Below are 24434 nucleotides of genomic sequence, written 5' to 3'. Positions count from 1 at the left end.
GGGTAGTCGGGGCTTACCGCGACCAACCGAAGGCTGACGAGCAGATCCACCGGGGGAGATTCACGCTCCAGGGCAAAAGCGGGGCTGCACCCGCTTCGCGGGCGCGCTTTATGTTTACCTCCCGCTCCCACCTCGGCATCTAAGCAGCTCCGAAAAGCGCGCCGCGTCAAGTCAATTATTCGTCAAAGAATGTTTTACCAACAGTTGACGACAGCACCGCGATTTGAGATACTAACCACGTCGAAGCAATACCGCTCGACACCCCGGAAACCAGCGGCGGCAACCGACTCGGGCAGTCTGCGAAGGAGAGGATTCAGAGCATGAATGACTTTGAGAGCGAAGTAAGTGCATGGTGTTGGGATGGTGTTTCTATCGAGGCCATCAAAGCGCATGCAGCCCAGTACCACATGGACCTGCGCGATCTTGTGGACGACCATTTTGTAGGCGGGTGGCCAAGCTCAGTGCCAGAGTCCTATCAGGGGTTTGTGCATGGTCGCGTTGATCGGTCCGAAGCCGACCGGACGGAAAACAGCTTGGCTGGGCACCGCTACTACATGCAGATTCTGGCGCTCGACCAGAACCAGCGGGCTTTGGTGATGCGTGGCGTGGTGGATCTGTACACCGACGCAGAAGGCTATAGCGTGGTCGAAACGAGCGCCGCCGAGGCCCTGGCCTGGGCCGACAGCTACCGGATGCAGGCGGCAACCTGCGCGTAAATGGAATCATCCAACTAGAGAAAAGGAGATACATCATGGCCCGTGGCGTAAACAAAGTGATCCTCGTTGGCACTTGCGGACAAGACCCCGAAGTCCGCTACCTACCCAACGGCAACGCCGTTACCAATCTGAGCTTGGCCACCAGCGAGCAATGGACCGACAAACAGACAGGCCAGAAGGTCGAGCGCACCGAGTGGCACCGCGTTTCGTTGTTCGGCAAGGTCGCGGAAATTGCCGGCGAGTATCTGCGCAAAGGCTCCCAGTGCTACATCGAGGGCAAGTTGCAGACCCGCGAATGGGAGAAGGACGGCATCAAGCGTTACACCACCGAGATCATTGTGGACATGCAGGGCACCATGCAGCTACTGGGCGGGCGTCCGCAGAACCAGCAACAGCAAGGCGGCGATCCGTACAATCAGGGCCAGCAGCAGGCACCACGTCAGCAGGCCCCGCGACCACAACAGGCCCAGCGGCGACCAGCCCAGCAACAGCCGCCGCAACCTTCCCCGCAGCCCGCCGCCGACTTCGATAGTTTCGACGACGATATCCCGTTCATGGACCCGTACCGCTTCACTTGGATGATGCAGTGACGCGACTGCCTGCCCCCGCCCTGGACATGTCCGGGGCTTTTTTTTGCCCAATGATCCGGCGCAGTTTTCGTAAATATTTCGTCAAATATTGTTTGACGAACAGTTGACGTGAGCCGCGAGTTTTGAGATACTAACCACGTCGAAGCAATACCGCCTCGACACCCCGGAAACCAGCGGCGGCAACCGCTCCGGGGAAATCTGCGAAAGGAGATTCAACCCATGACTATCGAAACCCACATCCTGTATTTCAGCGAAGCCGAAGCCCTGCGCGAGTTCAGCGGCTTCACCGTTGAAGTGTCCCATCAGGCTCGCCCGAACCAGACCCCATCCAACGTCACCATGTACATGATCGTTGCCCAGCGTGGCGGCATCGGTCGCCGCGAGGTGATCGCCGAATTCCCACTGGAAATGCACGCCGAGATCTTCCGCGACATGTGTGAAGGCTTTGTGCGCAGCGAGCGCCTGACCAAGTAAACCAACCCCGGCCCGGATACCAGCGGCGGCAACCGCTCCGGGCCTTCCTCTGCGAAAAAAGGAGTCACCCGATGGCTACTCAAACCCTTCCCTCGTTCCGCGTCTTCCTGGCCCGTCTGGCCGCTTCTGCGCGCCGCGCAGCGGCTCCAGCTTGCCCGGTGCCGTCCATGCAGCAACTGGCCGAGCGCGGCCAGTTAATGGAGGCCGCCGACCTTCTGACCCTCGCACGGGCTGTTAAACGGGCCTAACCCCACTACCCAACCGAGCGCCGCGGCTTCGCCCCGGCGCTCCCCGCTGGAGAACAGGATATGTACGGACACCAGACCACGCCGACCAAGGCCGCCAGAACGTGCCAGGCGCTCGCCGCCGCTGCGCGCAAGGCCGAGCTGCAACACGATTGGGAAGTGGCCGCAGAGTTCTACGAGGCCGCCGCTACGTTCATCACTAAACCGGGTGAAATGGCGCACCGCGATAGCGCCGGCTTGCTGCGCAAGGCCGCCGCATGCTGGGAAGCTGGAGATCGAGGCCAGGAGGCAGAACCTGGCCACCGTTGAAAATGTGGATTGCGCAATCCAAAAGGCCCGCTTTCGCGGGCCTTTGTCATCGTGCGACCGGCTGGAATGGCGCCCCGGCGCAATGCTCGCCGCCGCACAGAATCGCCAGCTCAGGCTTGCCCCATACCTGCGTTGCGCACTTCGGGCACCGGTACTTGACCCGGTTTGACCGGTTCGGCGGCACCTCGGGCGGCAGCTCCACCAACTCACCGAGCGGCCCCAGGTCATCACCGCCTTGATCCACGCCTAGCGCCTGCCCTTCTTCCTCTCCGTCCACGTCATCGACAAACCCGCGACCGTTCGAGCCGGTCGGCGGATCAATTTGCGGTCGCTCCGGAGGAAAACGGTCGTACCACGACAGGGAGAAGTCCCGCGTCAGCAGCTCCGCGCAGCTCACGTCAAAGCGGCCGCCTGGAATGATGTAGTGATCCATTTGTTCGCCCAGGCGCTTACCACCAGGTGCGCCGGTATTGCTGGGCATCAGGCCCAGGGCTTCCATGCGGGCGGCCCATTCTTTGTTGTGGTAGCCACGCCGGCCTGGCGCGCCAAAGTGGAACTGCCACAGGTGCACCATTTCATGGGCCAGCACCGACAGCGTTTTACGCAATGAGCGAATCGCGAAGTAGCCGGGGTTCATGGCGATTTCATCGGTCATTTCACCGCTACGACGGGCGAAGCGCTTGCGCGAGAAGTAGCCGTAGGTTCGGCGTTCACGCTGGAGGGTGATAAGGCAGTCCGGTAGCTGGCCGTCGAACAGCTGGACGTTGAAGTGTTCGTACGCCAGTTGCAGCTCGGCATAGACCTCATGAGTCGGCAGTAGCGACATGGTGACGATCCTGTCTTGTGGATTGTGCAATCCAGTTTAATAGAAGTGGATTGCGCAATCCAGAGCGAGGCCTTCGGCGCGGGCTGTCGTGCTGCGCATCGAGCCACGGCTGCGCCGCGTCTCGCCCCTTCGGGCTTCCATCCCTCTCGCCTCCGCGCCTGGTTCCCAGGCGCTGCGCGCTCCGCTTACCGCACGGGAGCGCCTGCGGCGACTCCCACAAACGGCGAGGCCGCCTTGCGGCGGCCTCAGCGTATGTCACACCCCGGCGCTAGCCGGCAACCAGGCGGTAGAAGAGCAGGGCACCGCCCAGGCCTCCGGCCAGGCCGGCGATGCCAGCGCAGATCGCCGCCACCCACACCGTGCGGCGCTGGGTCGCGGCCAACAAGCTTTTGGCTTGGCGGTCCAGCTTCTCCAGGGCCTTGTCATGCCGGGACTCGGTTTCCCGAATCGCGGCAGTCAGCTCCCGGTGAGCCGTGACCAGCTCGGCACGCGCATCCTCGACCGTGGAGGCCAGGCTTGCGCCGGCCTCCTGCATCGACTGGTGCACCTCGCGGGCCGCCGCAACCGCGCCTTGGAGATCGGACACAATCTCCCTAGAGTCGCCCAGGAACCACTCAATTAATACTTCTTCTCTCGGTTTCCTAGAATCCATTACTGGTACTCCGGTCGCTTAGGCCGTCAAGGCGGCGTAGCATTCGTCCAAGTTTTGACGAATAGGTTTTGCATAACTTGTCCAACGATAGAGGCTTACATACTTGCTGCGCTGTGCTTCATCAGCTTCGGCCCGTGCCAGCGCCTTGTAATCGGTATCGTCACCGATCAACTGATCGAACGACATTTTGTTAGCGGCCAAATAACCATATACGTCACTGTCAAACAGGAACGCGCCTGGCTTGATGGTGGCCTTCTTGGTTTTCTTTACATAGTTGTAGATCGACGGAATTTCGGCCTCGGGGTTATCTTGAATGCGGTTCGGCAGCAGAATAATGCGATCAGCCGAAACACCCATGGTCGCCAGCGCTTCTACAGTCTTCAAACTTTCCTGCCACGCTTTTTGCTCCGGCGTGACCGGGACAATGAATTGTTCGATTTCATCTATGAAGCCGTGGTAGCGCGAACCGGCCTCAAAGAACGACTCGATGTTCGACGCGCCAATGTCAATAATCGCCACGTCCTCAAGTACCAGTTCCTCAATCAAATCGCCTACTTCACGACCGCGCATGGTCTTGACCTCGGCAATGCCCAGGTCCAAAGCAGACTGGTTGATCGACTCGATGGCAAAGAATACCGAACTTGGCATGCGAGGGTAGAGCAGGTGCGCTGCAATAGTGGTTTTGCCGATGCTGCCGCTGTAGTTCAAGATCGCTCGTTTCATACGCTATTTCCTTTTGCCCGTATATTTATCATCAAGATCCGAGAAGTCCATGGAGTGGACTTTCTCAAAATCGCTACTGGTGACGATGCGACCCTTTAAAGGCGCCTCGGGTGGCGTGGGTTCATCGTTCTGGATTGCGCAATCCACTTCCTTTCCCTGACCATTGTTCCCCGGTCGGGGTAGCGGTGGAGTGGTCGCCGCTGGTGTTCCAGCTCGCTCCTGCCTGGCGGCCCTCGCTCGCATCAGCGCCTTGCAAAATCCGTTAAACCCGATGGTCATCCCGTGCTCATTTTTGAGCGTTTCCCATACATCCTCCCGTGAGGCTCCGGCTGTCAGTGCGGCCTCGATCTCGCCGAGCATGTTCCGCACCAGGGCCGAATCGCTCCGTGGTTTTATTCGCGATAGTGGCATCGCTGATCCCTCGTTATCGACCTCGGGCACTTTTGTCCCCTGTTTGTCTCTGATCCGTACTCTAAACGTCCCTTTTGGGTCTGGCAAGTCCCTTTTTTGTCTCTTCGTTGTCTTCACTCCGTCTCTCGGTTGTCTCTAAAGCGTACTCAGTGGCACCCCTGGGCCGCGAAAAGCCCCTCACGCTGCGCGTGAGGGATCAGGAGGACGCTTTTTTGCGGCCTCCGAGGGGGGCAGACGGCTGTTTTCTCCCTTAAAAGCAGAGCGGTATTTTCCCTTAACGAGCTATACACCATACGCAACGCTTCGCGTAGCTAAGTCGTTGAAAAATAAAGCATTTTCAACGACTTGCAGAAAAGCGTAATACCTGCGTAAGACAAAAGTACGCGCAGGCCATGATTTTGCTGTATTTTATGTCTTACACACGTCAGACAAGGAGGCCATCCGTGCCCACAGTTAGCTTTCGATGCACCGAAACACAGAAAATCGAGCTGGAAGAGCGGTCGCAAGGCGACATTTCGGAGTATGTCCGCCGGCAGCTTTTCCGGCAGATGGAGCAGGAGGACACGCTAGAAATGATCCTCCAGCGCCTCGATCAACGACCTGGCGGCGACGGTCAGCCAGGTGCAGGAATCGACCGGCAGTCGATGGCCATCTTGATCGAGCTGCTGTTGCTTCTGCGCACCGCGTCCAAACCGGATGCTAAGAGGGAAGCCCAGGCCGAGGTCGAACGCCTGGGCTTCGACGTATGGGATTCATCTAAGAGGGATAGCTGATGAACGAGCGCCAACGATCTCAAATCTGCCTTGCCGTCATGGTACTGGTGCCCCTGTTCGCGTGGTTCTTTACCGCCAAGCTGATGTATGGAATTGAAAAACAAGGCGCCCGCGACAGGGTGTTTTACCTGGCGAAAAATACGTTCACCTTGTGGCCGCTTGCGGTTGCGTTAGTTGGTGGATTGATACTGGCGATTGCGCTGTGCGTGCTTATTGTGAAGTTGAGCAAGACCACTTTTGCCGGCGCCCACTTCGACAAGTATTTTCGTGGTAGCCAACTTGTATCCCAGCGCGAACTTAAACGGCTAACCAAGGAAAAAGAGGAACAAATAACTATTGCCGGAGTGCCTGTTCCTATTGCTGCCGAAGCAACACACTTCTCAGTTGGCGGCGCAACGGGTACAGGTAAGAGTACGATTTTCCGCGAAATGATGTATGGCTGTATGCAGCGGAAAGACCGAATGGTGATCCTCGATCCCGATGGAGAGTTCCTATCTACCTTCTACCGCAAGGGCGATAAAATCCTAAATCCCTACGATGCCAGGACGGAAGGCTGGAACTTCTATAACGAAATCCGTAGTCACTACGATTTCGAGCGATACGCAAAATCCATTATTCAAGTCTCAGACAGTAACGACTCGGAAGAATGGAATCAGTATGGCCGTCTTCTGTTCGCAGAGGTGGCCAAGAAGCTGTATAACACCACGCGCAATCCTGGCATGAGGAATGTGTTTAAATGGACTAACGAGTGCAGTTCGGAAGCGCTACAAGCTTTTGTAAAAGGCACTCGCGCCGTCTCTCTGTTCACTGAAAACGAACGCGCTACCGGTAGCGTCCGTTTTGTCCTCAGTAATAAACTGCCTGCACATTTTGACATGCCGCCAGGCAAATTTTCGTTGCGTCAGTGGTGCGAAGATCCTAACGAAGGCAACTTGTTTATCACCTGGGACGAGAACATGCGCGAAGCGCTGCGCCCATTGATTAGTTGCTGGGTTGATACCATTTTCACCAGCATCCTTGGGATGAAATCCAACCCCAAGCGCCGAATCTGGACGTACCTCGACGAGCTGGAGTCGCTGCAACGGTTGCCCACCCTGGGCGACATGCTGACGCGGGGCCGGAAGAAGGGCGGTTGCGTGGTATCGGGCTACCAGTCCTACACTCAGCTCGAATCCGTGTATGGCGAGAAGCTGGCCGAAACCATGCTGGCCAACCACCGGACGATGGTCGCTTTGGCCGTTGGCCGCATGGGTACAGCCACCGCCGAGCGCATGTCCAAAGCCTTGAGCGAGCATGAAGTGCTGCGCACAAAAGAAGGCCGCAGCTCGCGCTGGGGTGACTGGGGCACTCGCAGCGAGAACGAGGATGTGAAACCCGAGCGCATCGTTATGTCGTCGGAAATCATGGCCTTGAACAACCTCGAAGGCTTCCTGTCGTTCCCCGGCAGCATCCCGATTGCACGGGTGGCCATTGAGCCGATCAACTTCACCCGCACGAACCCGGTACCGGGCATCGTTCCAAACCTTGAGATCATCTAAATGCTCGATATCACGACCATTTCTCGGCAATCACTGGGCAAAGTCGTGTCGTACTACGCGGATGGTGCGGATGACTACTACGCAAAAGACGGCGGCGCCATGCAATGGCAAGGTGCCGGAGCCGAGGCATTGGGCCTGTCCGGGGAGGTAGAGCAGGCCCGATTCCGCGAGCTGCTGGATGGCCGGATTAGCGACAACACGAAGCTCATGCGGACCGTCAAAGAGGCGGACGGCAAAGTGGTCAGCAAGGAACGGCTGGGGTACGACCTCACATTCTCGGCGCCCAAGGGCGTGTCGCTCCAGGCCTTGGTGCACGGTGACGCCAGTATCATCGAAGCCCACGACAAGGCCGTGGCGGCGGCGATCCGCGAAGCTGAACGGCTGTCCCAGGCGCGAATAACGGTCAACAAGAAGACCGGCACCGAGAACACCAACAACTTGGTGGTGGCCAAGTTCCGACACGAAACGTCACGCGCCCTGGACCCCGACCTGCATACCCATGCGTTCGTGCTGAACATGACCCAGCGTAGCGACGGCGAATGGCGGGCACTGAAAAATGACGGCGTGTTCAATTCGTCCATGTTCTTGGGCAACGTCTACAAGGCGGAACTGGCCCGCGAGCTGGAAAAGGCCGGCTTCCAGTTGCGCTATGAGCGCAACGGCACATTCGACCTGGCGCACTTCTCCGATGAGCAGATCCGCGAATTCAGTTCGCGCAGCCAGCAGATCGAGGCAGCGCTAGCGGCGAAAGGCCTGGACCGCAGCACAGCGTCGTATGCCGAAAAGAACCAGGCCGCGCTGGCCACCCGCGACAAAAAGCAGGGTGGCATCGACCGCGAGGAACTGCGCCAGGTTTGGCTGGAGCGGTCGAGGGCCTTGGGTATCGACTACCACAGTCGCGAGTGGGCCGGCGTCGGCGCCGATGCCCAGGGCGGCAACGAGCGAAGCAGCGCGGCCACTCCGCAGATCGAGAAGCCCCTGGAGTACCGTGCAGACCAGGTAATCGAATTCGCGATCAAGAGTCTGACCGAACGCCAGGCCGTGATCGGACAGAAGGAGCTGATGGATACCGCGCTGCGCCACGGGTACGGCGCACTCACCATCGACGACGTGCGCGCCGGCATCGAGCGGCGAGCCGCATCTGGCCACCTGATCCGCGAGGAACCGCTGTACTCATCACAGAACCCAGCCGATGGAAAGAAGGGGAAGGCCGCCGAGAAGGCCCGCCAGGAGGCGCCACAGCTCAGCCGGAAGGAATGGGTGGCAAACCTTGTCCGTGCCGGCAAATCGCGCTCAGAGGCCGCCAGGCTCGTTGATGAGGGTATCCGCACGGGACGGCTGCGTCAGGGTGAAAGCCGTTTCACCACGCACATCGCGCAAAAGCGCGAACGCGAGGTGCTGCAAATCGAGCGAATGGGGCGCGGTACAGTTCAGCCGCGGATCTCCAAGGAAGCCGCCGAAGCCTTCCTTGCCGATCGGGGCTTGAACGCGGAACAGCAGTCCTCGGTGATGCGGATCGCCCGCACACAAAACCAGTTCATCGGCGTGCAGGGCTTTGCCGGCGTCGGCAAAAGCTACATGACTGTAGCGGCTAAGGATCTGCTGGAAGCGAACGGATACCGCGTCACCAGCCTGGCGCCCTATGGGAGCCAGGTGAAGGCGCTCCAGGCCGAGGGCCTGGAGGCGCGCACTCTGCAATCATTCCTCAAGGCCCGCGATAAGAAGATCGACAGCAACACCGTCGTGATTATCGACGAGGCCGGCGTAATTCCTGCGCGGCAGATGCACGAGGCCATGAAAACCATTGAGGCTGCCGGCGCTCGCGTTGTCTTCCTGGGCGACGTGGCACAGACCAAAGCTATCGAGGCCGGCAAACCCTTCGAGCAGTTGATGAAAGCCGGCATGGAAACGTCCCGGCTGACCGACATTCAGCGGCAGAAAGACCCGCAGTTGCTGGAAGCCGTGAAGCTGGCCGCCGAGGGCAAATCCAAACAATCGCTGCCGCTGGTGAACGAGATACGCGAGATCGAGGACAACGGGGCACGCTACCAGGCCATTGTCGAAGCCTACGCCTCGATGCCAAAGGCCGAACGTGACCAGGCGCTGATTATCACCGGTACCAACGCCAGTCGGATCGAGATCAACGAAGGGGTGCGCGAGGCGCTGGGCCTGAAAGGACAGGGCGCGGAATATCCATTGCTCAATCGCCTGGATACGACACAGGCCGAGCGCCGGCATAGCAAATACTACGGCAAGGGCAGCATTGTCGTACCCGAGGTGGACTATAAGAACGGGCTGCAACGGGGCGTGCAGTACGTGGTACTCGACACTGGTCCCGGCAACAAACTCACCGTGCGGGGGCCGGAAGGCGAGAGACTGCAATTCACCCCGGCTCGATGCACAAAGCTGTCGGTCTACAGCGTCGAGCGAACTGAGCTGGCTCCTGGCGATCAGGTGAAAATCACCCGGAACGACGCCGAAAAGGACCTGGCCAACGGCGACCGATTTGTGGTGAAGGAGATCCACAGCGACCGTGTGGTGCTCGAAGGCGACAAAGGCCGCCAGGTCGAGCTGGACACCGCATCGGCTATGTTCGTCGGCCTGGCATACGCCTCGACCGTTCACAGCGCCCAGGGCCTCACCTGCGACAAGGTACTCATCAACCTTGAAACCCAGTCGCGCACGACCGCCAAGGACGTGTACTACGTGGCGATCAGCCGCGCCCGTCATGCAGCGGAAATCTTCACCGATAACCGGCAGAAGCTGGGGGCTGCGATCAGTCGCTTGAATGCCAAGGCCGGCGCCCTGGATATCAAGCAGCTCCAGCGGCATGCGCTCGAGCGCAAAGGACACGACCAGGCCGGCAAACAGAAGGACGCCGCGCAGAAGCAACAGCAAGGCCAGCAGTTGCCGACCAAGCAGCCTAAAGAAAAGGGCAGGGCATTCGGCCTGTAACCAGCAAAGGGGCTTCGGCCCCTTTTTTCTGTGCGTTAAAGCCCCTTGGCCATGCGCATTTGAGCGATCCGCTCATGAGACACACCTGCGAGCTTGGCCAGCACGCTATTTGGCACCACGCCGAACAGGTGTACATACCGATCAGCACGCGATACGCGCTTGTAGGGTGCGATGCCCAGGAACTCCCGGCGCGCCTCTACGACCGCATAGGCCACGCCTACGGTGCGGCTCAGTTTGGCGGCAGACATAGTGCCCAGGAGCGATTCGTAACCGAGTCCGGGGCCGTGGTAGTCCTCGACAGGCGCCGACCTGGCCAGGTCAGGGGAGGGCGCCACAGCATCCAGGCCGAACGCCTCGCGCAGCGCCTGCACGACTTCTACGGCCACACCCGAGGCCTCGGCTATGTCTTCATCGGGCACCAGGCCCAACGCGCTCTTGTACGGCCTCACGGGATGATCGAGCGGCAAGCGCTGAATACGGCGTGTGACCTTGGAACGGGGTGCGATGCCCTGGGACTTGCGGTAAGCCTGGATACTCTTCACCGACACCCCGCTTTTTGCAGAGACAGACCTGTCCGACTCCAGGCCCAGCAGGTGCTGGAAAGGGGCAAGAGCTACTGCGACCGAATAGACCTCGATCCCGAACTGAACACGTCGGCGCCGTATGCTGCCCTCGGTAGTTCCTACCACCCTGGCCAGGTCCCGGTCGGAAAGCTTGCCCAACTTCCAGTCGTACCAGCGGGCCACACCAATAACCGTCCAGTTCGTTTGTTTCAAAATTTCCCCTCGTAACACAACATCTTGTGTCGCTGGCCAGCTGATCGAGCACACGATATAGCGGCAAACAAAAGCCCCGCAATGCGGGGCTTTGTTTTAGGTCCGGGCGCGCTATTTGCGGCGTTGCAACCCAAGGCGCTCGCGCAAGCGAAGAGGCGAGGCTGGGCTGGTGAAGACCATCACACCGAACCCTGTTACGAGGAAAGCACAGTAAATCAGGGCCAGCGTCCTACCACCCTCCTTGGCCAGCGCTTCGACAGCCACCTCTTTCACCTGCCAAGCATCACACGTGGCCACAGGCTCCGGCATGGCCCCACGCGACCGGCTTTCATCGGCGCAGCGCTTGACCAGCAGATGACCAGGCGCTTCCGCTTTTCCTAACTGCTGGGCCTCGTATTGCATATCCGTCAGCCATTTACCGGCCCCGGTAAACGACCAATCGGAGGCGAGGCCCATCAACAAGAAAAAACCAACAGCCGGATAGACAATGAGCAGCAGAAACAAACGGCGAATGATCGTCAGAGCAGCACTCAAGACTTCAAGCGCCTTGGTGGCCGTGCTGTGCGGTTGTGGTGAATCCATGTTGGCTTCCATCACAGTTGCATCCGGCGACGCTGTTCTTCACTCACTGCGGCGCTAACCAACGTCAGCAAGCGTTCTACCGGCTTCTCTACCGATGCGCCGAGGAACAGGCGTTGGGTAGCGTGGTACACCTGGCCATTGGCAACAACGTTGACCATGAGCTGCCATTTAGCCGGATCTTCGCCCATGGCGATTGCACGGCGGGGCTGAACCTCCTGAACCGAGGATAGGCGAATCCATCGCCAGTCATCGACACTGAAGGAAGGGAGCCTGCCTTCCACGCTTGGATAAACACGGAGCCAGATAGGCAGCTCACCGTGGACGGCAATGCCATCACCGCCCAGCAGGTCTACGACCACGGCCATGACGCTTTCAAACTCTCGGGCGCCAAATTTGCTCACGGAGGGCACCAGCTCTTCCACGCCACTACGACCAATCAACAGCAGTTGGTCGTAGATATCACCTGTTTGTGGCGTTCCACAACCCATGGCGATAACGCTTTCACGCACCGCGTTGATGATTTCGGTAGCGGTGGCGGTCCAGATATTGGTTGCTTCGGTCATGCGTACTTCTCCTTGGATTTAGCCCTGCAGGGCGCTAAGCGGCTTGAGTTCCTACACCGCTGCCATTGCTTGTTTCTTGAACATCGGGTCGTACAGGATTTCCAGCACTTCACGTTTTTCCATGTACACGACCACATCCAACGTGGTGTTGATGGTCTTCATGATTACGTCGTAGTCGAGCGCCCGACCGATTTCCGAGGCCTTTACCAAAGTGGCGATACGCGCTGGGGTGCTGGCCGCGCTGTCAGCGTGCGTCGAAAAGATGCCCCCAGGGTGCCCCGTGTTCGCGCCGGCCAGGTAGTCCCACGCCGCATCGTCGCGCAGCTCGGTCAGGAAGATCCGGTCAGGGGACAGGCGCATGCACAGCTTGAGGCATTCGCGGGCCGACATTCGGCCATCGCCTTCCCCGTACATCAGATAGCCCACTTCATCGAGGCGGTTATCGTCGATTTCGTGCGTATCTTCCATCAGCAGCACACGCTCAATCGTAGGCACCGCCCCCATCAGCGAGCGGGTAAGCGTGGTTTTGCCGGAGCCGGTAGGACCGGCTACGGCAATGTTCCGCTTCGTCTTGACGGCCTGCGTCAAGAAGCCTTCCACATCACCCTTTTCCAACAACTCAAGCAGTTCTTCCTCGAACGGCTCAAGCATGAATTGCTCAGACTGCTTACGATGCCGCACCTTGGCAAAGCGGCCTTCCTGGGCAAGCTGGCTCAGGCTCTTCGATACCGGCAAATGCTTACGGATCGACATGAGCATGGTCCCCTCGACAGTCGCAGGGGGCCAGCAGAACGTTCCCCGAGATCCGTCCGGCAACTTCACGTAGCTGATTGGCGTGCGGCCGAGTCCGTTGAGGCTCAGCAGATGGTCATTCAAGGCCCACAGGTAGTCGTAGGTGATCCGTGGGTCGGCATGCAAGACACGCCCTTTGGGCGTGTCACATACCACCTGGCCAAACTTGTTCACCCGGATCTCGAACACTTCTGGATCGTCGAGGTACTGGCGAAGCGGGGCGAAGTTCGCCGCCGCCAGGGCCATGTCCATGTCTGCTAAAGCCAGGTCGATATCGGTCGCAGTATCCATACGTGCCTCCCTCACTCCACCATTTCCAGGCCATACACATCGCTGAAATCAACGTCACGCGGCACGAAGATCGATACCGCCTCGCCGTGATTCACGGTCAGGGTTGGCGGGATATTGATCGTGGCGCGCAACACTTCGCGGGCCAGCGAATCGGAGGTGTTGGACGTGTTGTCGAGGTTCACCGTTGTGTCGCTGTCGGACTTGTCGGTGGAGTTGACCAGGGCCTGCATCAGACCACGGCTCAGGTCACTGAACACGGAAATGAACATGGCACCACCGAAGCGATCCCAAAAGTGGGTATCGACCTGGCCGGGCACGCCGGCACTACCGAGGCGGTTGGTGCCAGGTGCATCGAGGTAGGCCACAGCGCCGTCACGGTTACGAACCCGCGACCAGAGCACAAAGGCCCTGGCCTGCCCCATCAGAATGCCGCCACTGACTTCACCAGTGATCGTCGCGCCCTTGTCGATCAGCACCACCGAGCCGTCAGCCGAACGGACTTCCTTCGACACCTGGCAGGACACGAAACCAGGGACAGTGGTATCCAGCTCGGTGATCGTGCCGCAGCGAATCATCGTGCCAGCGGCTATCGACATACCCATGTTTTTCATGAGCGTCGCCTTTGATGCAGCGTACCGGGCACTGTTCATGCGCGAAGCCAGCTCCGAGCTACTACTGCTAGTTTTTACTGGTTCAGCTTTTTCGCCACGACTTGGAGTCGCGGCCATAGCCTGTGCGCCAATCTGTTCTGTAGCGCTCGACGAACTGAGGCGGCGTTGCATGGCTTTTTGTTCAGGCGTCAGCTCGACTTTTCCCTGCTGTCCAGGCTGTGTCTGGTGTGCCTGCTGCTGGTAGGTACTTGCGGATTGCGCCTGCTCGGCGGGCTGCTCGACAGGTTCTTCATCAGCGTTACCAGGCGTGGTTGCGAAGCTAGCACGCGGCAGGTTATTGGCCCTGTTGGGTGACGCTTTTTCAGCCTGTTCCTGCTGCTGGAGTTTCGGAACAATCACGTTTTTGTAGACGATCCAGCCGATGAGGCACAGCGCAATCAGCAACAGCACGCCGATGAATGCTCGCAGGCCTGGCACTTTCTTTTTCGGCCCACCATCGAACCCGCCCCGGTCGTCCTCGAACGTCTCCAGTTCGTCGATATTTACGTCGCGGCTCATTCTTCACCCCCTTTCAACACACGCTTGACCTCGGGCGAGTTGGTGCCGGTCTTGCTAGCGCCCAACGCCGGGTTGTAACCGCCATTGACTACACCCACCACGCGATCACCCAGGCGAACCCGCCATTCACGCGCCGTTGTCTCGGCAACGATGATGTTGGAATACTCGCCCTCGATATGCGTCTGAGGGATGGTTTCCTTGCCATCCGGGCCAATCATGTAGACGTTCGGCAACGCTGCATTGGCCGGAAACTCGAAGTAGGTAAAGCGGAAATCATCCCAGGTGTGGGTCGGCCTGATCTCGGAGCTGTTTTCTTCATCGGAGCGGCTATAGGCGATGTTCACCGGCCCGTTATTACCCTTGGCCAGCGCCTCGCGGATGCGGCGTTCTTCGAGCTTCTTGTTAGCGACCTTCATGTCTTCAAACGGGTATTTGAAGATGACGCCGACCGTGGCTTTGCGCATGCTCCAGGGCGTCTTGATGAACTCTTCTTTCACCTGGCCATCAGGGCCTTTGACGACATTGCTGCCGATGTAGTGGAGTAGGAAGTAATACGTCCGCTTGTTGGTCACTACCGTCAGGTTCGTGTCGCTCAGCTCGGCAATTGGCCGGATAAACACGTTGTTATCCTTGTTGACCAACTCCCAGGCGCTTTTCGCACCGAAGTTATGCGTCACGTAGACCTCATCCGGCGCAAACTGGATGAGCGTTTGCAAACCCACCACCCCGTCAATCTGAACAACGTCCATCGGGTTGTAGATCACCGTCTTGATCCGATAGTCGTAGGGGCTGTCTGTCTTCTCGTTGAGTGCCAGAACCGGCGCCGATGTCAGCGCCGCCGCCAACGCGGTTGCAATAGCGAATTTACGATTCATAGTCAGCCCCCAACTTTTGCGGCGGTTTCAGCGTTCACGTTGTACGAGTAGACGCGGAAACCCAGCGGGTTGATGTAGCGCTCGGAGGCTTTCAACAAGGTGTTGTCGTAGGTGTACGACAGAGTTGCGATCCAGTATTGAGGTTCTTCCGAGGTCGCTCGCGAACGGTATTTTTCAGTAGTCGAGAAACGAACCGTGGCGATGCCTTTTTCCCGGTCGAGAATGACCGAGGAAATCTTGACCCTGACGGATTTGCGGTCGCCAACAACCTTGTCCATCGCCTCCTTGGTGCCCCACTTGTAGCGGTTCTGGTATTGCTCAGCCACATCAGGGCCAGACATGAGGCCAACGGCGTCATAGTCCGCCTGCACCGTGTTGAATTCGTAGGTTTCGTAATGGCGGATGAAGCCAGAAACCCAGTAGGTGTCTGACACTTCCCCGTAGGTCGATTGCGGTGTCAGCAACGACACTTGCTGGATGCTCCCATCGGGGTTCAAAACCAGCATATGGGCGGGCACTGGCTGGCTATAGCGATACATGGTCAAGCCAGCTACCGCGAACGCCACCGCCGCCAGGCCGCCCAGCCCAGTCGCCGCCCACCAGGCGGTGCGACGAGAGTTCAACACCTCACTAAGCAGATCCGTTTCCAGATCCTGCCTCTCTTGTTGGAAAACGGCCATGTCAGCCTTGGTGATCGCCTCGTTCTTATCAGCCCGACTCATTCTTTACGTTCTCCATTCGTGGCCTGGGGAATTACCCCGGGGCGTCCTACAAGGGCACTGGGCAACGTCTTGTTGACCGGCACCAAATTCGTCATGTCAGGCTCAGGTGCGGGCTTGGGCTTGCTTGCGCATCCAGCCAGAGCCGCAACCAGTAAGATCCCGACCAATCCCGTCGAAAACCGCACCATGTGATTTACCTCAGATGAGAAAAAGACAGGGCCATAATAAATCCCTGAAATTCTAATTTCAAGGACTATTATGGCCCAAATGTGATTCCGTTTAACCTGCTCGGCGTGAACCTCTAGCCATGCCTTGCATGGCCGAACCCACAGCGCTCGCGGCTGCTCCAGCGGCTCCGGCAGCCGCGCCACCTGCTCCAGCCGCTGCGCCACCACCAGCTCCTGCCGCTCCTGCACCGGAGCCAGCGCCGGCACCGGCACCGCCTTTGCCGCCGCCACCCGCACCCTGGCCCCCGCCACCTTTGCCTGGGCGTTGACGGCCCGGTACGAACTGCACCGAGACACCACTGCCCCACGACGCGGCCAGGTCGGGGATCTTCTTGAGAACAAACCACGTCACCACGGTCAGAAGGCCGCAAGTGATGATTGGTACCAAGATCGGCGAGTCGGCTGCCGGATCTGCCGCCGCCGCCACCGCTTTGCCGTAAAACTTCATCAGCAGGCCGAAGGTGGCAGACAGCAGGATGGTTATCAGCCCGAAGTTGATAACCGAACCAATCCATTTCGAGAACAGTTCGCGCAGGGAGTCGAACATCAGGCACATGATAAAGATCGGCCCGAAACAGACCGCGATGGCCAGCATAAACTTGGCCATCAGGATCAACGCCGCACCAATGCCGCAGACCAGCACCGTGGAAAGAAGCACCGCAGCAGCCAGCAAGAAGCTCGCAAGGCCTGCACCACTGGTCACGCCTGCGTTATCAAATGCGCGCTGCGCGGTTTTCAAGCCATTCTCCAGTGCCTTGTCAATGGTACTGGCGACTTCGTTCTGCACGTTGGAACCCGACTTGCCATCGACAATCAGGATCGAGGCGAACTCATCAGGCGTTTTCAGCGCTACATCAGCGAGATCGCGCTGATACCAACCGCCTGCTGACGAGATGCTCAGAATGAGTCCCCAGAAGGCGAACTTCTTGAGCATGTCGGTCAGCGGTTCGCCATCACCGCCGTAGAGTTTGAAGGTGCCTTCGACCATGAGAACAATGGTTAGGCCCAGGGCAACCAACGGCGTCACGGCGGCAATGATGGTTGCCACGTTCGACGCCACTAACTCCTTGGACACTTCGTCCATGTAGCTGAATATCTGAGTCGTTGCGTTATAGGCCATTGTTCACCCCCGTCACTTCTTATCGAGCTTGAGGTCGATGCTGTAATCCGACTGTCCCTTGCCCATGGTCACGACTTGAGCCTCGGCGGCCAGGGCATTCTGGCAATCAGCGCTCACCTGTTCCTTGGCATTGTTACGGCACTCGGCAACACGAACGGCCCGTTCCTTGTCATGCTGCATGTACCACTCTTTGGTGTTGGCCTCACCACAAGCGGCCAGGGCAGCGAAGAGTGGCAGCAGGCATACGATCTTTTTCATAGCGGTCATTCCGTGAGGTTGGGGGCTTCAAGACTGTCGTTCTGATCGCCAATGACATAGCGGCGAACGGCAGTCTGTTGCTGTTGTTGCAGCACCTTGTCTTGCGACTGCTGGAGGATGGCCATCAGTTGCAGCTTGGCTTGCTCGCCCTGGATCGCACCTTGGGCGGTCGAGATCCGGGCTTGCAGGTCTGCAATTTCTTTTTGCGACGTGGTTGTGTCGATCTGGTTGGTCAGCGTCTGGATATCTTCCAGTTCACGCATCTGGTTGTTGTAAGCCTGCTGCGCCATCACGCGGTCATACGCCCCTTTCTCCTTGAGACGTTGGTTCACCAGGTCCAGGGCCTCGGTCCGACCCATATTCTCGACCTCGCTATCGAACTGCCCGAGCATGTCGCGCACAGAACCTGTGATGCTCGAATTGCTGTTCATCGCGTCGGAGTAGACCTTGCTCCAGTCAGCAGGCAGGTTTTTCTGCAATGCCCCAGCACTGCCTGGGAGCATCCCACCGAATCCACGTGCGCCGGTCATGGAGGCGTACATGCCCTGTTGGGTTTCCAACTGCGACTTGAGGTTGGCCAGTTGCTGAACCATGTTCTCGACCTGAAGCACTGTGTTGGCCAGCACGCCAGGATCTTCGACAACGACCTGCGCATGCGAAACGCTTGCGACCCCCAGGAAGATGGCCATCGTGCAGCTACGCACAATGGCCTTTGCCTTGAGCGTCGGAAGACGCATTACGTCCTGGGTATCCGTAGCGGCAAAAACGTACTTTTCCATGTCAATTGCTCCTGTTCTGTTGCTTGGGTAAAACCGCTTCCCAATACTTCGGCAGCCACACCTCTGGCTTGGCGTTTGGATTGGCGGCAAGGATGCTTTCCAGTCGATCCGCATTGTCCGGGGTGCCCGAAAGGATGCTGATTGCCTTCTCCATCCCGCGCAGATCCATGGTGGCGATGGCCGATTGACTGCCCTGCTTGACCAAGAACTGACGGCTGAATTCAGGGATGTTAAGCAGCGCCTGGTATTCCGCTTCGGTCAGTTTCAGCCCCTTCATGTAGTCCACCGGGTCAGCTTCCGGGTTTTCCAGCAGGATCTTGGTCACGCACTGCTGCATGATCGTTTTGCCGATCCTGCTTTCCAGGGCGTCGTTTGGTTCCTGCGTGGAGAAGACGTAAATTGCGTCCTTTTTCCGGTCGGTCTTCAAACCGCGCTTCACTTCCACATCCATGTAGGGATCGTCCAGATACTGGGCGAACTCATCGAATACCTGAATCACGCGGCAGCTACCATCGATAGCCAGGCGCACCCGATAAAACAGGTACATCAGCAACGGCGTGCGAGCTTGTGGGGCCGGCTGATCCGGGGCCACGATAAAGTCGGTCAGGTCGAAGCCAAACACCTTGTGCGTGTCGAAGGTCAAGGCGTCGGACGGGTTATCAAACAACCACCCATGTTCTCCACCACGGCACCAGGGCTTGAGCATTTCAGCCAGGCTCAATTTCTGCTGGTTGTTGACTCGCGCCGCTGCCGGAATCTGCCGCCAGATTGCATAGAACGAACGCAGCTCCTTGGCAACCAGGCCACTGACCATCACATGGTCAACAGCTTTGCCGATGAGTTCCACATCGGTCTGTTCAATCGGGCCGCCGTTCGTGGTTTCCGCACAAATCCTGATCAGACGCTTGACCATGGCAACGTTGGCGGTAGTCGGCTCGATTTGCGCCGGCTGCCAGCCCGTCGATTCGCCCTCGCGCAGCACGGTATAGCGCCCTTCCAGGGACGTCACCAGGGGCATCATGCCCCGGTCTTTGTCGTAGCAGATAACCCGTGGCTCGAACTTGCTGGACTGAGTAATCAACGCATTGAGCAGAGTCGTCTTACCGGCGCCGGTCTGACCCAGGATCAGGGTATGGCCTGGCGGACGCTTGCCGAACGACTGTTCTTCCATTGGCGACACGTGCCAGTTGAAGAACAACGGCGTACCAGCCGTGGTCTTGAACAACGTGACTGCTGGTCCCCATGGGTTGTTGTTCGCCTTGCCAGTCATGAAGCCGTGAAACGGCGAGAAGCACAGGAAGTTCCAGCTATTAATTGGGACCGGGCGGGGAACAAACGCATGGTTGGCCGGCAGCATGGCGTAGAAGGCAGCCTCGGAAGCGAGGCCAACCGAGTCAGCCTTGATACCGCAGTCGGTCATCATGCCCTTGGCCTTGCGAGCCAGTTTCTGTACGCCTTTCGAAGTATTTGCCCAAACGTGGATGGTCGCGTGATGGAAACCCATGACGAACCGCCGCGAGGTCACATCGTCCTCGGCGTCTTCCAACTGCCGAATCTGCGACTTGCCCTTGTCCTTGGTTTCCAGCATCGATTTTTGCTGATTAGACAGGAACGTCTGAGCAGCACCCAGGGACATGCAGCAATAGGATTGCGTCAGCACGTATTCAAAATCTGCTTCCATCAGCAAATTCAGCTGGCCAGGCTCCGTCTCATCGTCGTAATCGACGATCTCAACGCCTGCCAAGTAATCCACGCCATCGAAACGGCGGCGCTGGATAATGTCGCCCCAAAGAGAGGAAACGGGCCGGCTTTCCATCAAATATGTGCGAATCTGCGAGCGGCAGACGGGAACAGGCTGCCAATAGCCGTTGATGAGGAATGAGAGCCATTCCAGGGCAGTAGAAAATGCCCGAAGGCTGCCGGCGCCTTCTTGCGCAGGTATTGCCGGCGCCGGCGCGCTCGCCACCGTATCGGCCAACAGGTCGTCAGGATCGATATCGAAGGCATCAGCCTCAAGCCCGGTTTCATCAGCCAGCCAGGAATCATCGTCCTGATCCTGGGCAATGGTGATTTCGCCTCGGCTGTTGCGATAGTAGACGCCCAGTCGCTCAATACCGTAAGGCTTGAGCGTGTGCATGATGCGGCTGCTGATCTCTTCCAAGGCGCTCAACGCCTCGTTGCGCATGTCTACCAACTCCTCGCGGGTAGGGCGCTCCATCTTGGAGAAGACCTTTTGCGCCAGGTCGCCAACAGGGTTGTAAACCACAGTGAGGTAGAGATCGTTAACCATCAGCGGCTTGGATTGGAAGCTCTTGCGGTAGCTGTCGTCAAAGTGCTGGGCGAACGCCAGGTTCCACTCCGTTTCCGGGTAGTCGCTGACCTCGCGGTGATGCTGATGGGTCCAGTATTTTACGTGTTCGGTGCTGATCTGCCTGAACATGGTGTTCAGGTCGCGGTGCCAGCGGATCAGGTCAAGATCCGAGGCGCAGTCATGCGTGCGCCCGCGCAGCTTGAACATCGTCAGCAGCTCACCGTTTTCCGTGCTGATTACGTGGTCGGTGATATGGTGCTGATAGGGTAGGAATTTTTTGAAGGCTGGTTCCTTCTTGAATTTTTTGACGCTCTTCACATCACGGGCTGTTACGGCCATTAGTCTTGATCTCCGTAGTCCCTGGGCGAGTAGCTAGACCCACCCCACAAGTTCGTAAATGACGATTCAGACCTGTTCACAATCTTGGTTTTCCAAGCCAGGTAGAGAATCCGAAAAGCGCGGTCGTCATGCTTGGTGATGCACCATTCGATAACAAACAGGAACACGAACACCCCAATGGCCCACAGGTGAATGAACTGGAACAACGCGCCGCAGAACATGAAGGTGACGAGCAACACAGTTCGAGGTACACCAGCTAAGGTCGGCAACCGAGTTGCCCCTTTGAACAAGGGGAACCGTCCTTGTGAGAAATTCAATTCGATAACCTCCCAAGGGCGGGACCCGTAGGCCCCACCCTTCTGGTATCAGCCAAAGAAGAAACTGACGATGTAACTGGCAGAGCCAGCACCGATCATTGCCAGGGCGCCACGGGTAGCGAAGTCAGCGCGTACAACGTGTGCCCACCAGAGGATGCACAGCACCGCCAGTACCACGGCACAGGCCAGCGGAATCCACGTATCGAGCCAGGTTTTCATCGAGGTCAGCGAAGAGTTGGCAGTGTCCACCCCCGCCGCTTGGGCCAGACTCGACCCAAAGATGCACAGCAGAACCATGCAGACCATGCCCAATTGCTTGCCGTTTACACCCACATTCAGTTTGTCCATATTTCACTCCGTTACTGGTAAATCAAAGTCCGTTAATAGAAGCTCACACCGTTCGATGCTTAGCTTTTCCCTCAGCCACTCGGCTAACAGTCGAAGATCAGCCCACGTTCTAACCTCCCCTGTATCCTTTACGCGCAACGAACAACACACCGTCTGCCCGTCATCGCTAATGACTTCAAAGAGTGGAAGCCATTTTTTTTCTTCCAACCTCTGAATCCACGTCCGTATCAATCTCTTCTTGCTGCTCATTTCCTCTAATTGTTTTTGCTGGATGAGAAAGACCTTCATTTGGCGCTCCGTCATGTTGCCGCGCCATCGCTTCGAAACCGTCTTGAGTGCTATTGGCAAATCCGTCCGGGGTTGATTCATCGAACCCATCAGACCTGCCTAACCTGGCCTTTTTAGCGGGTAGCGCGTTCTCCTGCTCAACGCTACTCCCCACCTGGCCGCCTTCACTCTCCACTCCATCGACGCGCAGCGCAGGCACTTTCAATGTGTTGTTGGCTTGAGCCACAGCCAGAATCTTTCCCACATATCCGTTCGTGAAACCGTCCCGCTGATTGCCGGTGTTGTAGCAACTAAAGGCATGCCGTAAAGCGGCTTGCGGGTCTTGATTAGTTGCGACAGCAGCCCGGTAGCAGTCCGACAAGATTCGGTCCAGGGCAGCCAGATTCTTACACGGCTCAAGCAGGTCCACAGCAGAAACCCCTAGCGCTGCCAAGTTCCCCGACCAGATTTGCCCATAGCCGGTATCAAAACTGGCGCCTTCGCGAGCAAGCTTTTCGACCACTGCTTTCGCGTCCTCGAAGGTTTCTGTTTTTGGCTGCTCACTCCACGGCACACCGTTCACATGGACTGCAAATGGATTATTTCTCGACTCATGGCTGACCAAATAACCGACCGTCTCAGGTGCGACGTTCGGCGCACATTGCTTTGCCAAAGCCATAACACTCATCGACAATTTACCGTTCGCATTGGCCAGCAATGGATTTCCGGCGGCGACGAGCGCAATAGCAATGGCAGCGGTGAGTGATTGAGTGTTGGCCATTCCGTTTGTCCTTGAAATTGCAATTTCAGTGAGTAACCGCTATTATGAGGGCAGTTGAGAACATGTCAAGCGAATGCGATGACAAAGATGCCGAGAAGAGCAGAACAGCAGGGAAGTCGAAATCCGTGCCCACAACACGCGAACTGGAATTCGTTCCATTGGGTGAAAGACCGCCGCGAGGCCATGCCAGGTACAGAGATCCGAACAATCCGTTTCATACGTGGAGCGGCAGGGGTAAACGTCCCGCTTGGTTGAAGGAGTATCTGGACGCTGGCAGACAGCTCGCGGAATTCGAGATACCGGATAAGGAGGACTGAAATATGGGCGAAGTAGTTGAGCTGCCCGCAGGCAGAAAGCGGAACCGCCAGGTGCAGAAGATCCGCACTGTGGCCACGAAGGATCGAGCAGCGAACGGCGAACAACCGTCGCTCTTGGCAAAGGCTGCCTCGGGCGCTAAACGCTTCGCCATCGATGCTTTGCGTATCACCACCGGCAACCTGTTCGGCCTCGCAGGCAGGCTGCTTTGGCTTGTGCGCCGCCCCATCAGCCTAGTGCTGACGTTCGGCGCCGTATCGATGCTTGTGGTGTTAGTGATCCAGGCCGCTAATGGCTGGCCTGATCCAAAGCTGGTTGTGCTGTCCATAGTCGGTTTGATCGCCTTCCTTGCCGCCTCGGGCGGCTACGACCGCCTGGCCCGCGCATTTTTCCACATCGAACACAGACTAAAAGGAGACTAGTCATATGAAACGATCAACGGTCGTCGTCGCCCTCTTGGCCAGCTTGGCACTGGTAGGCACCGCAGAAGCCCGTGACCCGTGCAAGACCATGATGTGCATGGCAGGCAAAGCAGGCCTCAAAGGCGGCTCGCTGGCAGACAGCGATTGCAGTGGGGCGATATCCGACTTCTTCTCAATCGTCGTCAAGAAGAAGGGCAAATTTAAACCCGAGGCAACAGCCCGAGCCAGGGAAGAATTCTTGAATTCCTGCCCAGGCTCGGACAAAAACCAAGGCACCATCAGCCCGATCATTTCAATGTTCGGCATGACACATTAAGGAAATCTCTATGGAAAACAGGACTCGCACGTTCACCAAACTACTGCCGGCATTGCTGCTGGCCAGCGTTGGCCTAACTGGCTGCGCCACGTCTAAACAGGTGGACCAGACCAACGAGCAGCTACATCAAGTCAATCAAGGTCTGGTCAATATCTCTGCCCAGCTCGCCGCCCTGGAAGCGAAAGCAAACCGCCCTGCCCCAGCTCCTGCCCGTGGCTGCCTGCTGGGCGGTCAGATCTACTCACCAGGCGCAGTCGTCGCGGGTCGGATTTGCGAAGACACACGCGGCATTCGCATCAGCGATCAACCACCAGTGTACGGCTGGGGGCTTCACACCAACCCCCGGCGATAAGCCTCCGCAGAAGCCCGCACAAGCGGGCTTTTTCTTGCCCCCAGCTTTCCTACTGCGCACCTGGCCCGCCAGGCGCTGCGCGCTCCGCTTGCCTCCGGCCTGTCGGCCTGCGCGGCGGCCTGCAGGCCACCTTGCCGCCCCTGCGCGTCCTGGGTGTGCTCATCACCCTCCGGCTGGCCGCTATCAGCCCTAGTCGCCTACCCTCCGCTGGGCCTATGCCGTCAAGGGGCTTTCGCGGCATATGCTCACTCCCTTCGGTCGCTCCGCTATTCCACGGTCCCCATGACGGCGGCCCAGCTC

30 protein-coding genes are annotated in these 24434 nt (G+C 58.2%); 13 read left to right on the top strand and 17 right to left on the bottom strand.

Features of this window, described 5'->3' with window-relative positions; translation table 11 throughout:
* The first annotated feature begins 320 nt into the window (after window positions 1-320).
* The 5 genes from QMX93_RS21070 (at window position 321) to QMX93_RS21050 (ending at window position 2334) form a co-directional block, all read left to right on the top strand.
* The gene (locus tag QMX93_RS21070; protein WP_065862390.1) at window positions 321-716 is read left to right on the top strand and encodes a hypothetical protein; all 396 of its coding nucleotides are present in this window, start codon (window positions 321-323) and stop codon (window positions 714-716) included.
* 35 nt (window positions 717-751) lie between these two features.
* Window positions 752-1306 carry a single-stranded DNA-binding protein gene (locus QMX93_RS21065; protein WP_092321021.1) on the top strand — a complete coding sequence of 185 codons (555 nt, stop codon included), beginning with the start codon at window positions 752-754 and terminating at the stop codon, window positions 1304-1306.
* Between the two features lie 219 nt (window positions 1307-1525).
* Window positions 1526-1780, top strand: coding sequence for a hypothetical protein (locus QMX93_RS21060; RefSeq protein ID WP_065862388.1), 255 nt, complete (start codon window positions 1526-1528; stop codon window positions 1778-1780).
* Window positions 1781-1851: 71 nt separating this feature from the next.
* The gene (locus QMX93_RS21055; protein WP_176717964.1) at window positions 1852-2028 is read left to right on the top strand and encodes a hypothetical protein; all 177 of its coding nucleotides are present in this window, start codon (window positions 1852-1854) and stop codon (window positions 2026-2028) included.
* A 60-nt stretch (window positions 2029-2088) separates the two neighbouring features.
* Window positions 2089-2334 carry a hypothetical protein gene (locus QMX93_RS21050; RefSeq protein ID WP_065862387.1) on the top strand — a complete coding sequence of 82 codons (246 nt, stop codon included), beginning with the start codon at window positions 2089-2091 and terminating at the stop codon, window positions 2332-2334.
* A gap of 46 nt (window positions 2335-2380) precedes the next feature.
* Here QMX93_RS21050 and QMX93_RS21045 read toward each other — a convergent pair whose 3' ends face one another.
* From QMX93_RS21045 to QMX93_RS21030, 4 genes are all read right to left on the bottom strand, one after another.
* The gene (locus tag QMX93_RS21045; RefSeq protein ID WP_257361880.1) at window positions 2381-3160 is read right to left on the bottom strand and encodes a SprT-like domain-containing protein; all 780 of its coding nucleotides are present in this window, start codon (window positions 3158-3160) and stop codon (window positions 2381-2383) included.
* A 268-nt stretch (window positions 3161-3428) separates the two neighbouring features.
* The gene (gene stbC / locus QMX93_RS21040) at window positions 3429-3812 is read right to left on the bottom strand and encodes a plasmid stabilization protein StbC (protein ID WP_254362158.1); all 384 of its coding nucleotides are present in this window, start codon (window positions 3810-3812) and stop codon (window positions 3429-3431) included.
* Window positions 3813-3830: 18 nt separating this feature from the next.
* On the bottom strand, window positions 3831-4535 hold the full coding sequence (stbB, locus tag QMX93_RS21035; RefSeq protein WP_049289571.1) for a StbB family protein: 705 nt from the start codon (window positions 4533-4535) through the stop codon (window positions 3831-3833).
* A gap of 3 nt (window positions 4536-4538) precedes the next feature.
* A complete protein-coding gene (locus QMX93_RS21030; protein WP_015272410.1) occupies window positions 4539-4895 on the bottom strand; it encodes a hypothetical protein in 357 nt (118 codons plus the stop codon).
* A 494-nt stretch (window positions 4896-5389) separates the two neighbouring features.
* Here QMX93_RS21030 and QMX93_RS21025 point away from each other — a divergent pair, with 494 nt between their 5' ends.
* From QMX93_RS21025 to mobF, 3 genes are read left to right on the top strand one after another with little or no spacing between them, the layout of a single operon-like run.
* Window positions 5390-5719 carry a hypothetical protein gene (locus tag QMX93_RS21025; RefSeq protein WP_058565740.1) on the top strand — a complete coding sequence of 110 codons (330 nt, stop codon included), beginning with the start codon at window positions 5390-5392 and terminating at the stop codon, window positions 5717-5719.
* Window positions 5719-7257 carry a type IV secretion system DNA-binding domain-containing protein gene (locus tag QMX93_RS21020; RefSeq protein ID WP_087851152.1) on the top strand — a complete coding sequence of 513 codons (1539 nt, stop codon included), beginning with the start codon at window positions 5719-5721 and terminating at the stop codon, window positions 7255-7257. Before QMX93_RS21025 ends, QMX93_RS21020 begins: the two co-directional genes overlap by 1 nt.
* Window positions 7258-10212, top strand: a complete 2955-nt coding sequence (mobF, locus tag QMX93_RS21015; protein WP_015272413.1) for a MobF family relaxase — start codon at window positions 7258-7260, stop codon at window positions 10210-10212.
* Between the two features lie 35 nt (window positions 10213-10247).
* Here the strand turns inward: mobF and QMX93_RS21010 are convergent, their stop codons facing one another.
* The 11 genes from QMX93_RS21010 to QMX93_RS20960 form a co-directional block, all read right to left on the bottom strand.
* The gene (locus QMX93_RS21010; RefSeq protein WP_233458244.1) at window positions 10248-10988 is read right to left on the bottom strand and encodes a hypothetical protein; all 741 of its coding nucleotides are present in this window, start codon (window positions 10986-10988) and stop codon (window positions 10248-10250) included.
* A gap of 111 nt (window positions 10989-11099) precedes the next feature.
* Entirely contained in the window at window positions 11100-11582 is a 483-nt protein-coding gene (locus tag QMX93_RS21005; protein ID WP_099592746.1) for a hypothetical protein, read from the bottom strand.
* On the bottom strand, window positions 11582-12133 hold the full coding sequence (locus QMX93_RS21000; protein ID WP_170059017.1) for a hypothetical protein: 552 nt from the start codon (window positions 12131-12133) through the stop codon (window positions 11582-11584). Before QMX93_RS21000 ends, QMX93_RS21005 begins: the two co-directional genes overlap by 1 nt.
* A 51-nt stretch (window positions 12134-12184) precedes the next feature.
* Entirely contained in the window at window positions 12185-13216 is a 1032-nt protein-coding gene (locus tag QMX93_RS20995; RefSeq protein ID WP_065863000.1) for an ATPase, T2SS/T4P/T4SS family, read from the bottom strand.
* An 11-nt stretch (window positions 13217-13227) separates the two neighbouring features.
* A complete protein-coding gene (virB10, locus tag QMX93_RS20990; RefSeq protein ID WP_065862999.1) occupies window positions 13228-14385 on the bottom strand; it encodes a type IV secretion system protein VirB10 in 1158 nt (385 codons plus the stop codon).
* Entirely contained in the window at window positions 14382-15260 is an 879-nt protein-coding gene (locus QMX93_RS20985) for a TrbG/VirB9 family P-type conjugative transfer protein (protein WP_065862998.1), read from the bottom strand. The genes virB10 and QMX93_RS20985 overlap by 4 nt, the downstream gene beginning before the upstream one ends.
* Before the next feature lie 2 nt (window positions 15261-15262).
* Window positions 15263-15982, bottom strand: a complete 720-nt coding sequence (locus tag QMX93_RS20980; RefSeq protein ID WP_065862997.1) for a type IV secretion system protein — start codon at window positions 15980-15982, stop codon at window positions 15263-15265.
* Between the two features lie 279 nt (window positions 15983-16261).
* Window positions 16262-17329, bottom strand: a complete 1068-nt coding sequence (locus QMX93_RS20975) for a type IV secretion system protein (RefSeq protein ID WP_065862996.1) — start codon at window positions 17327-17329, stop codon at window positions 16262-16264.
* 12 nt (window positions 17330-17341) lie between these two features.
* On the bottom strand, window positions 17342-17587 hold the full coding sequence (locus QMX93_RS20970; RefSeq protein ID WP_065862995.1) for an EexN family lipoprotein: 246 nt from the start codon (window positions 17585-17587) through the stop codon (window positions 17342-17344).
* Window positions 17588-17592: 5 nt separating this feature from the next.
* Window positions 17593-18366: a type IV secretion system protein gene (locus QMX93_RS20965; protein WP_081311800.1), complete on the bottom strand. Its 774-nt coding sequence runs from the start codon at window positions 18364-18366 to the stop codon at window positions 17593-17595.
* A 1-nt stretch (window position 18367) separates the two neighbouring features.
* Window positions 18368-21016 (bottom strand): VirB4 family type IV secretion/conjugal transfer ATPase, encoded by a 2649-nt coding sequence (locus QMX93_RS20960; protein ID WP_170059015.1) that lies wholly within the window; start codon window positions 21014-21016, stop codon window positions 18368-18370.
* A gap of 128 nt (window positions 21017-21144) precedes the next feature.
* On the opposite strand from QMX93_RS20960, the gene QMX93_RS31055 reads away from it, so the two are divergent.
* Window positions 21145-21276 (top strand): hypothetical protein, encoded by a 132-nt coding sequence (locus QMX93_RS31055; RefSeq protein ID WP_349016448.1) that lies wholly within the window; start codon window positions 21145-21147, stop codon window positions 21274-21276.
* Window positions 21277-21381: 105 nt separating this feature from the next.
* Here the strand turns inward: QMX93_RS31055 and QMX93_RS20950 are convergent, their stop codons facing one another.
* Window positions 21382-21681 (bottom strand): hypothetical protein, encoded by a 300-nt coding sequence (locus QMX93_RS20950; RefSeq protein WP_044275512.1) that lies wholly within the window; start codon window positions 21679-21681, stop codon window positions 21382-21384.
* 175 nt (window positions 21682-21856) lie between these two features.
* A complete protein-coding gene (locus QMX93_RS20945) occupies window positions 21857-22729 on the bottom strand; it encodes a lytic transglycosylase domain-containing protein (protein ID WP_065862993.1) in 873 nt (290 codons plus the stop codon).
* A gap of 44 nt (window positions 22730-22773) precedes the next feature.
* Here QMX93_RS20945 and QMX93_RS20940 point away from each other — a divergent pair, with 44 nt between their 5' ends.
* From QMX93_RS20940 to QMX93_RS20925, 4 genes are read left to right on the top strand one after another with little or no spacing between them, the layout of a single operon-like run.
* Window positions 22774-23046, top strand: a complete 273-nt coding sequence (locus QMX93_RS20940; RefSeq protein ID WP_141687448.1) for an H-NS histone family protein — start codon at window positions 22774-22776, stop codon at window positions 23044-23046.
* 3 nt (window positions 23047-23049) lie between these two features.
* A complete protein-coding gene (locus QMX93_RS20935; protein WP_282357834.1) occupies window positions 23050-23466 on the top strand; it encodes a hypothetical protein in 417 nt (138 codons plus the stop codon).
* A gap of 4 nt (window positions 23467-23470) precedes the next feature.
* The gene (locus QMX93_RS20930; RefSeq protein ID WP_065862991.1) at window positions 23471-23782 is read left to right on the top strand and encodes a TrbM/KikA/MpfK family conjugal transfer protein; all 312 of its coding nucleotides are present in this window, start codon (window positions 23471-23473) and stop codon (window positions 23780-23782) included.
* Window positions 23783-23792: 10 nt separating this feature from the next.
* Entirely contained in the window at window positions 23793-24134 is a 342-nt protein-coding gene (locus tag QMX93_RS20925; protein ID WP_065862990.1) for a hypothetical protein, read from the top strand.
* The last annotated feature ends 300 nt before the right edge of the window (window positions 24135-24434 follow it).

Origin of the sequence: Pseudomonas sp. PS01303, assembly GCF_029959385.1 — a bacterium.
GTDB lineage: Bacteria > Pseudomonadota > Gammaproteobacteria > Pseudomonadales > Pseudomonadaceae > Aquipseudomonas > Aquipseudomonas rustica.
The sequence above is the reverse complement of the archived record's forward strand: the minus strand, read 5'-3'. Positions and strand labels throughout refer to the sequence as shown.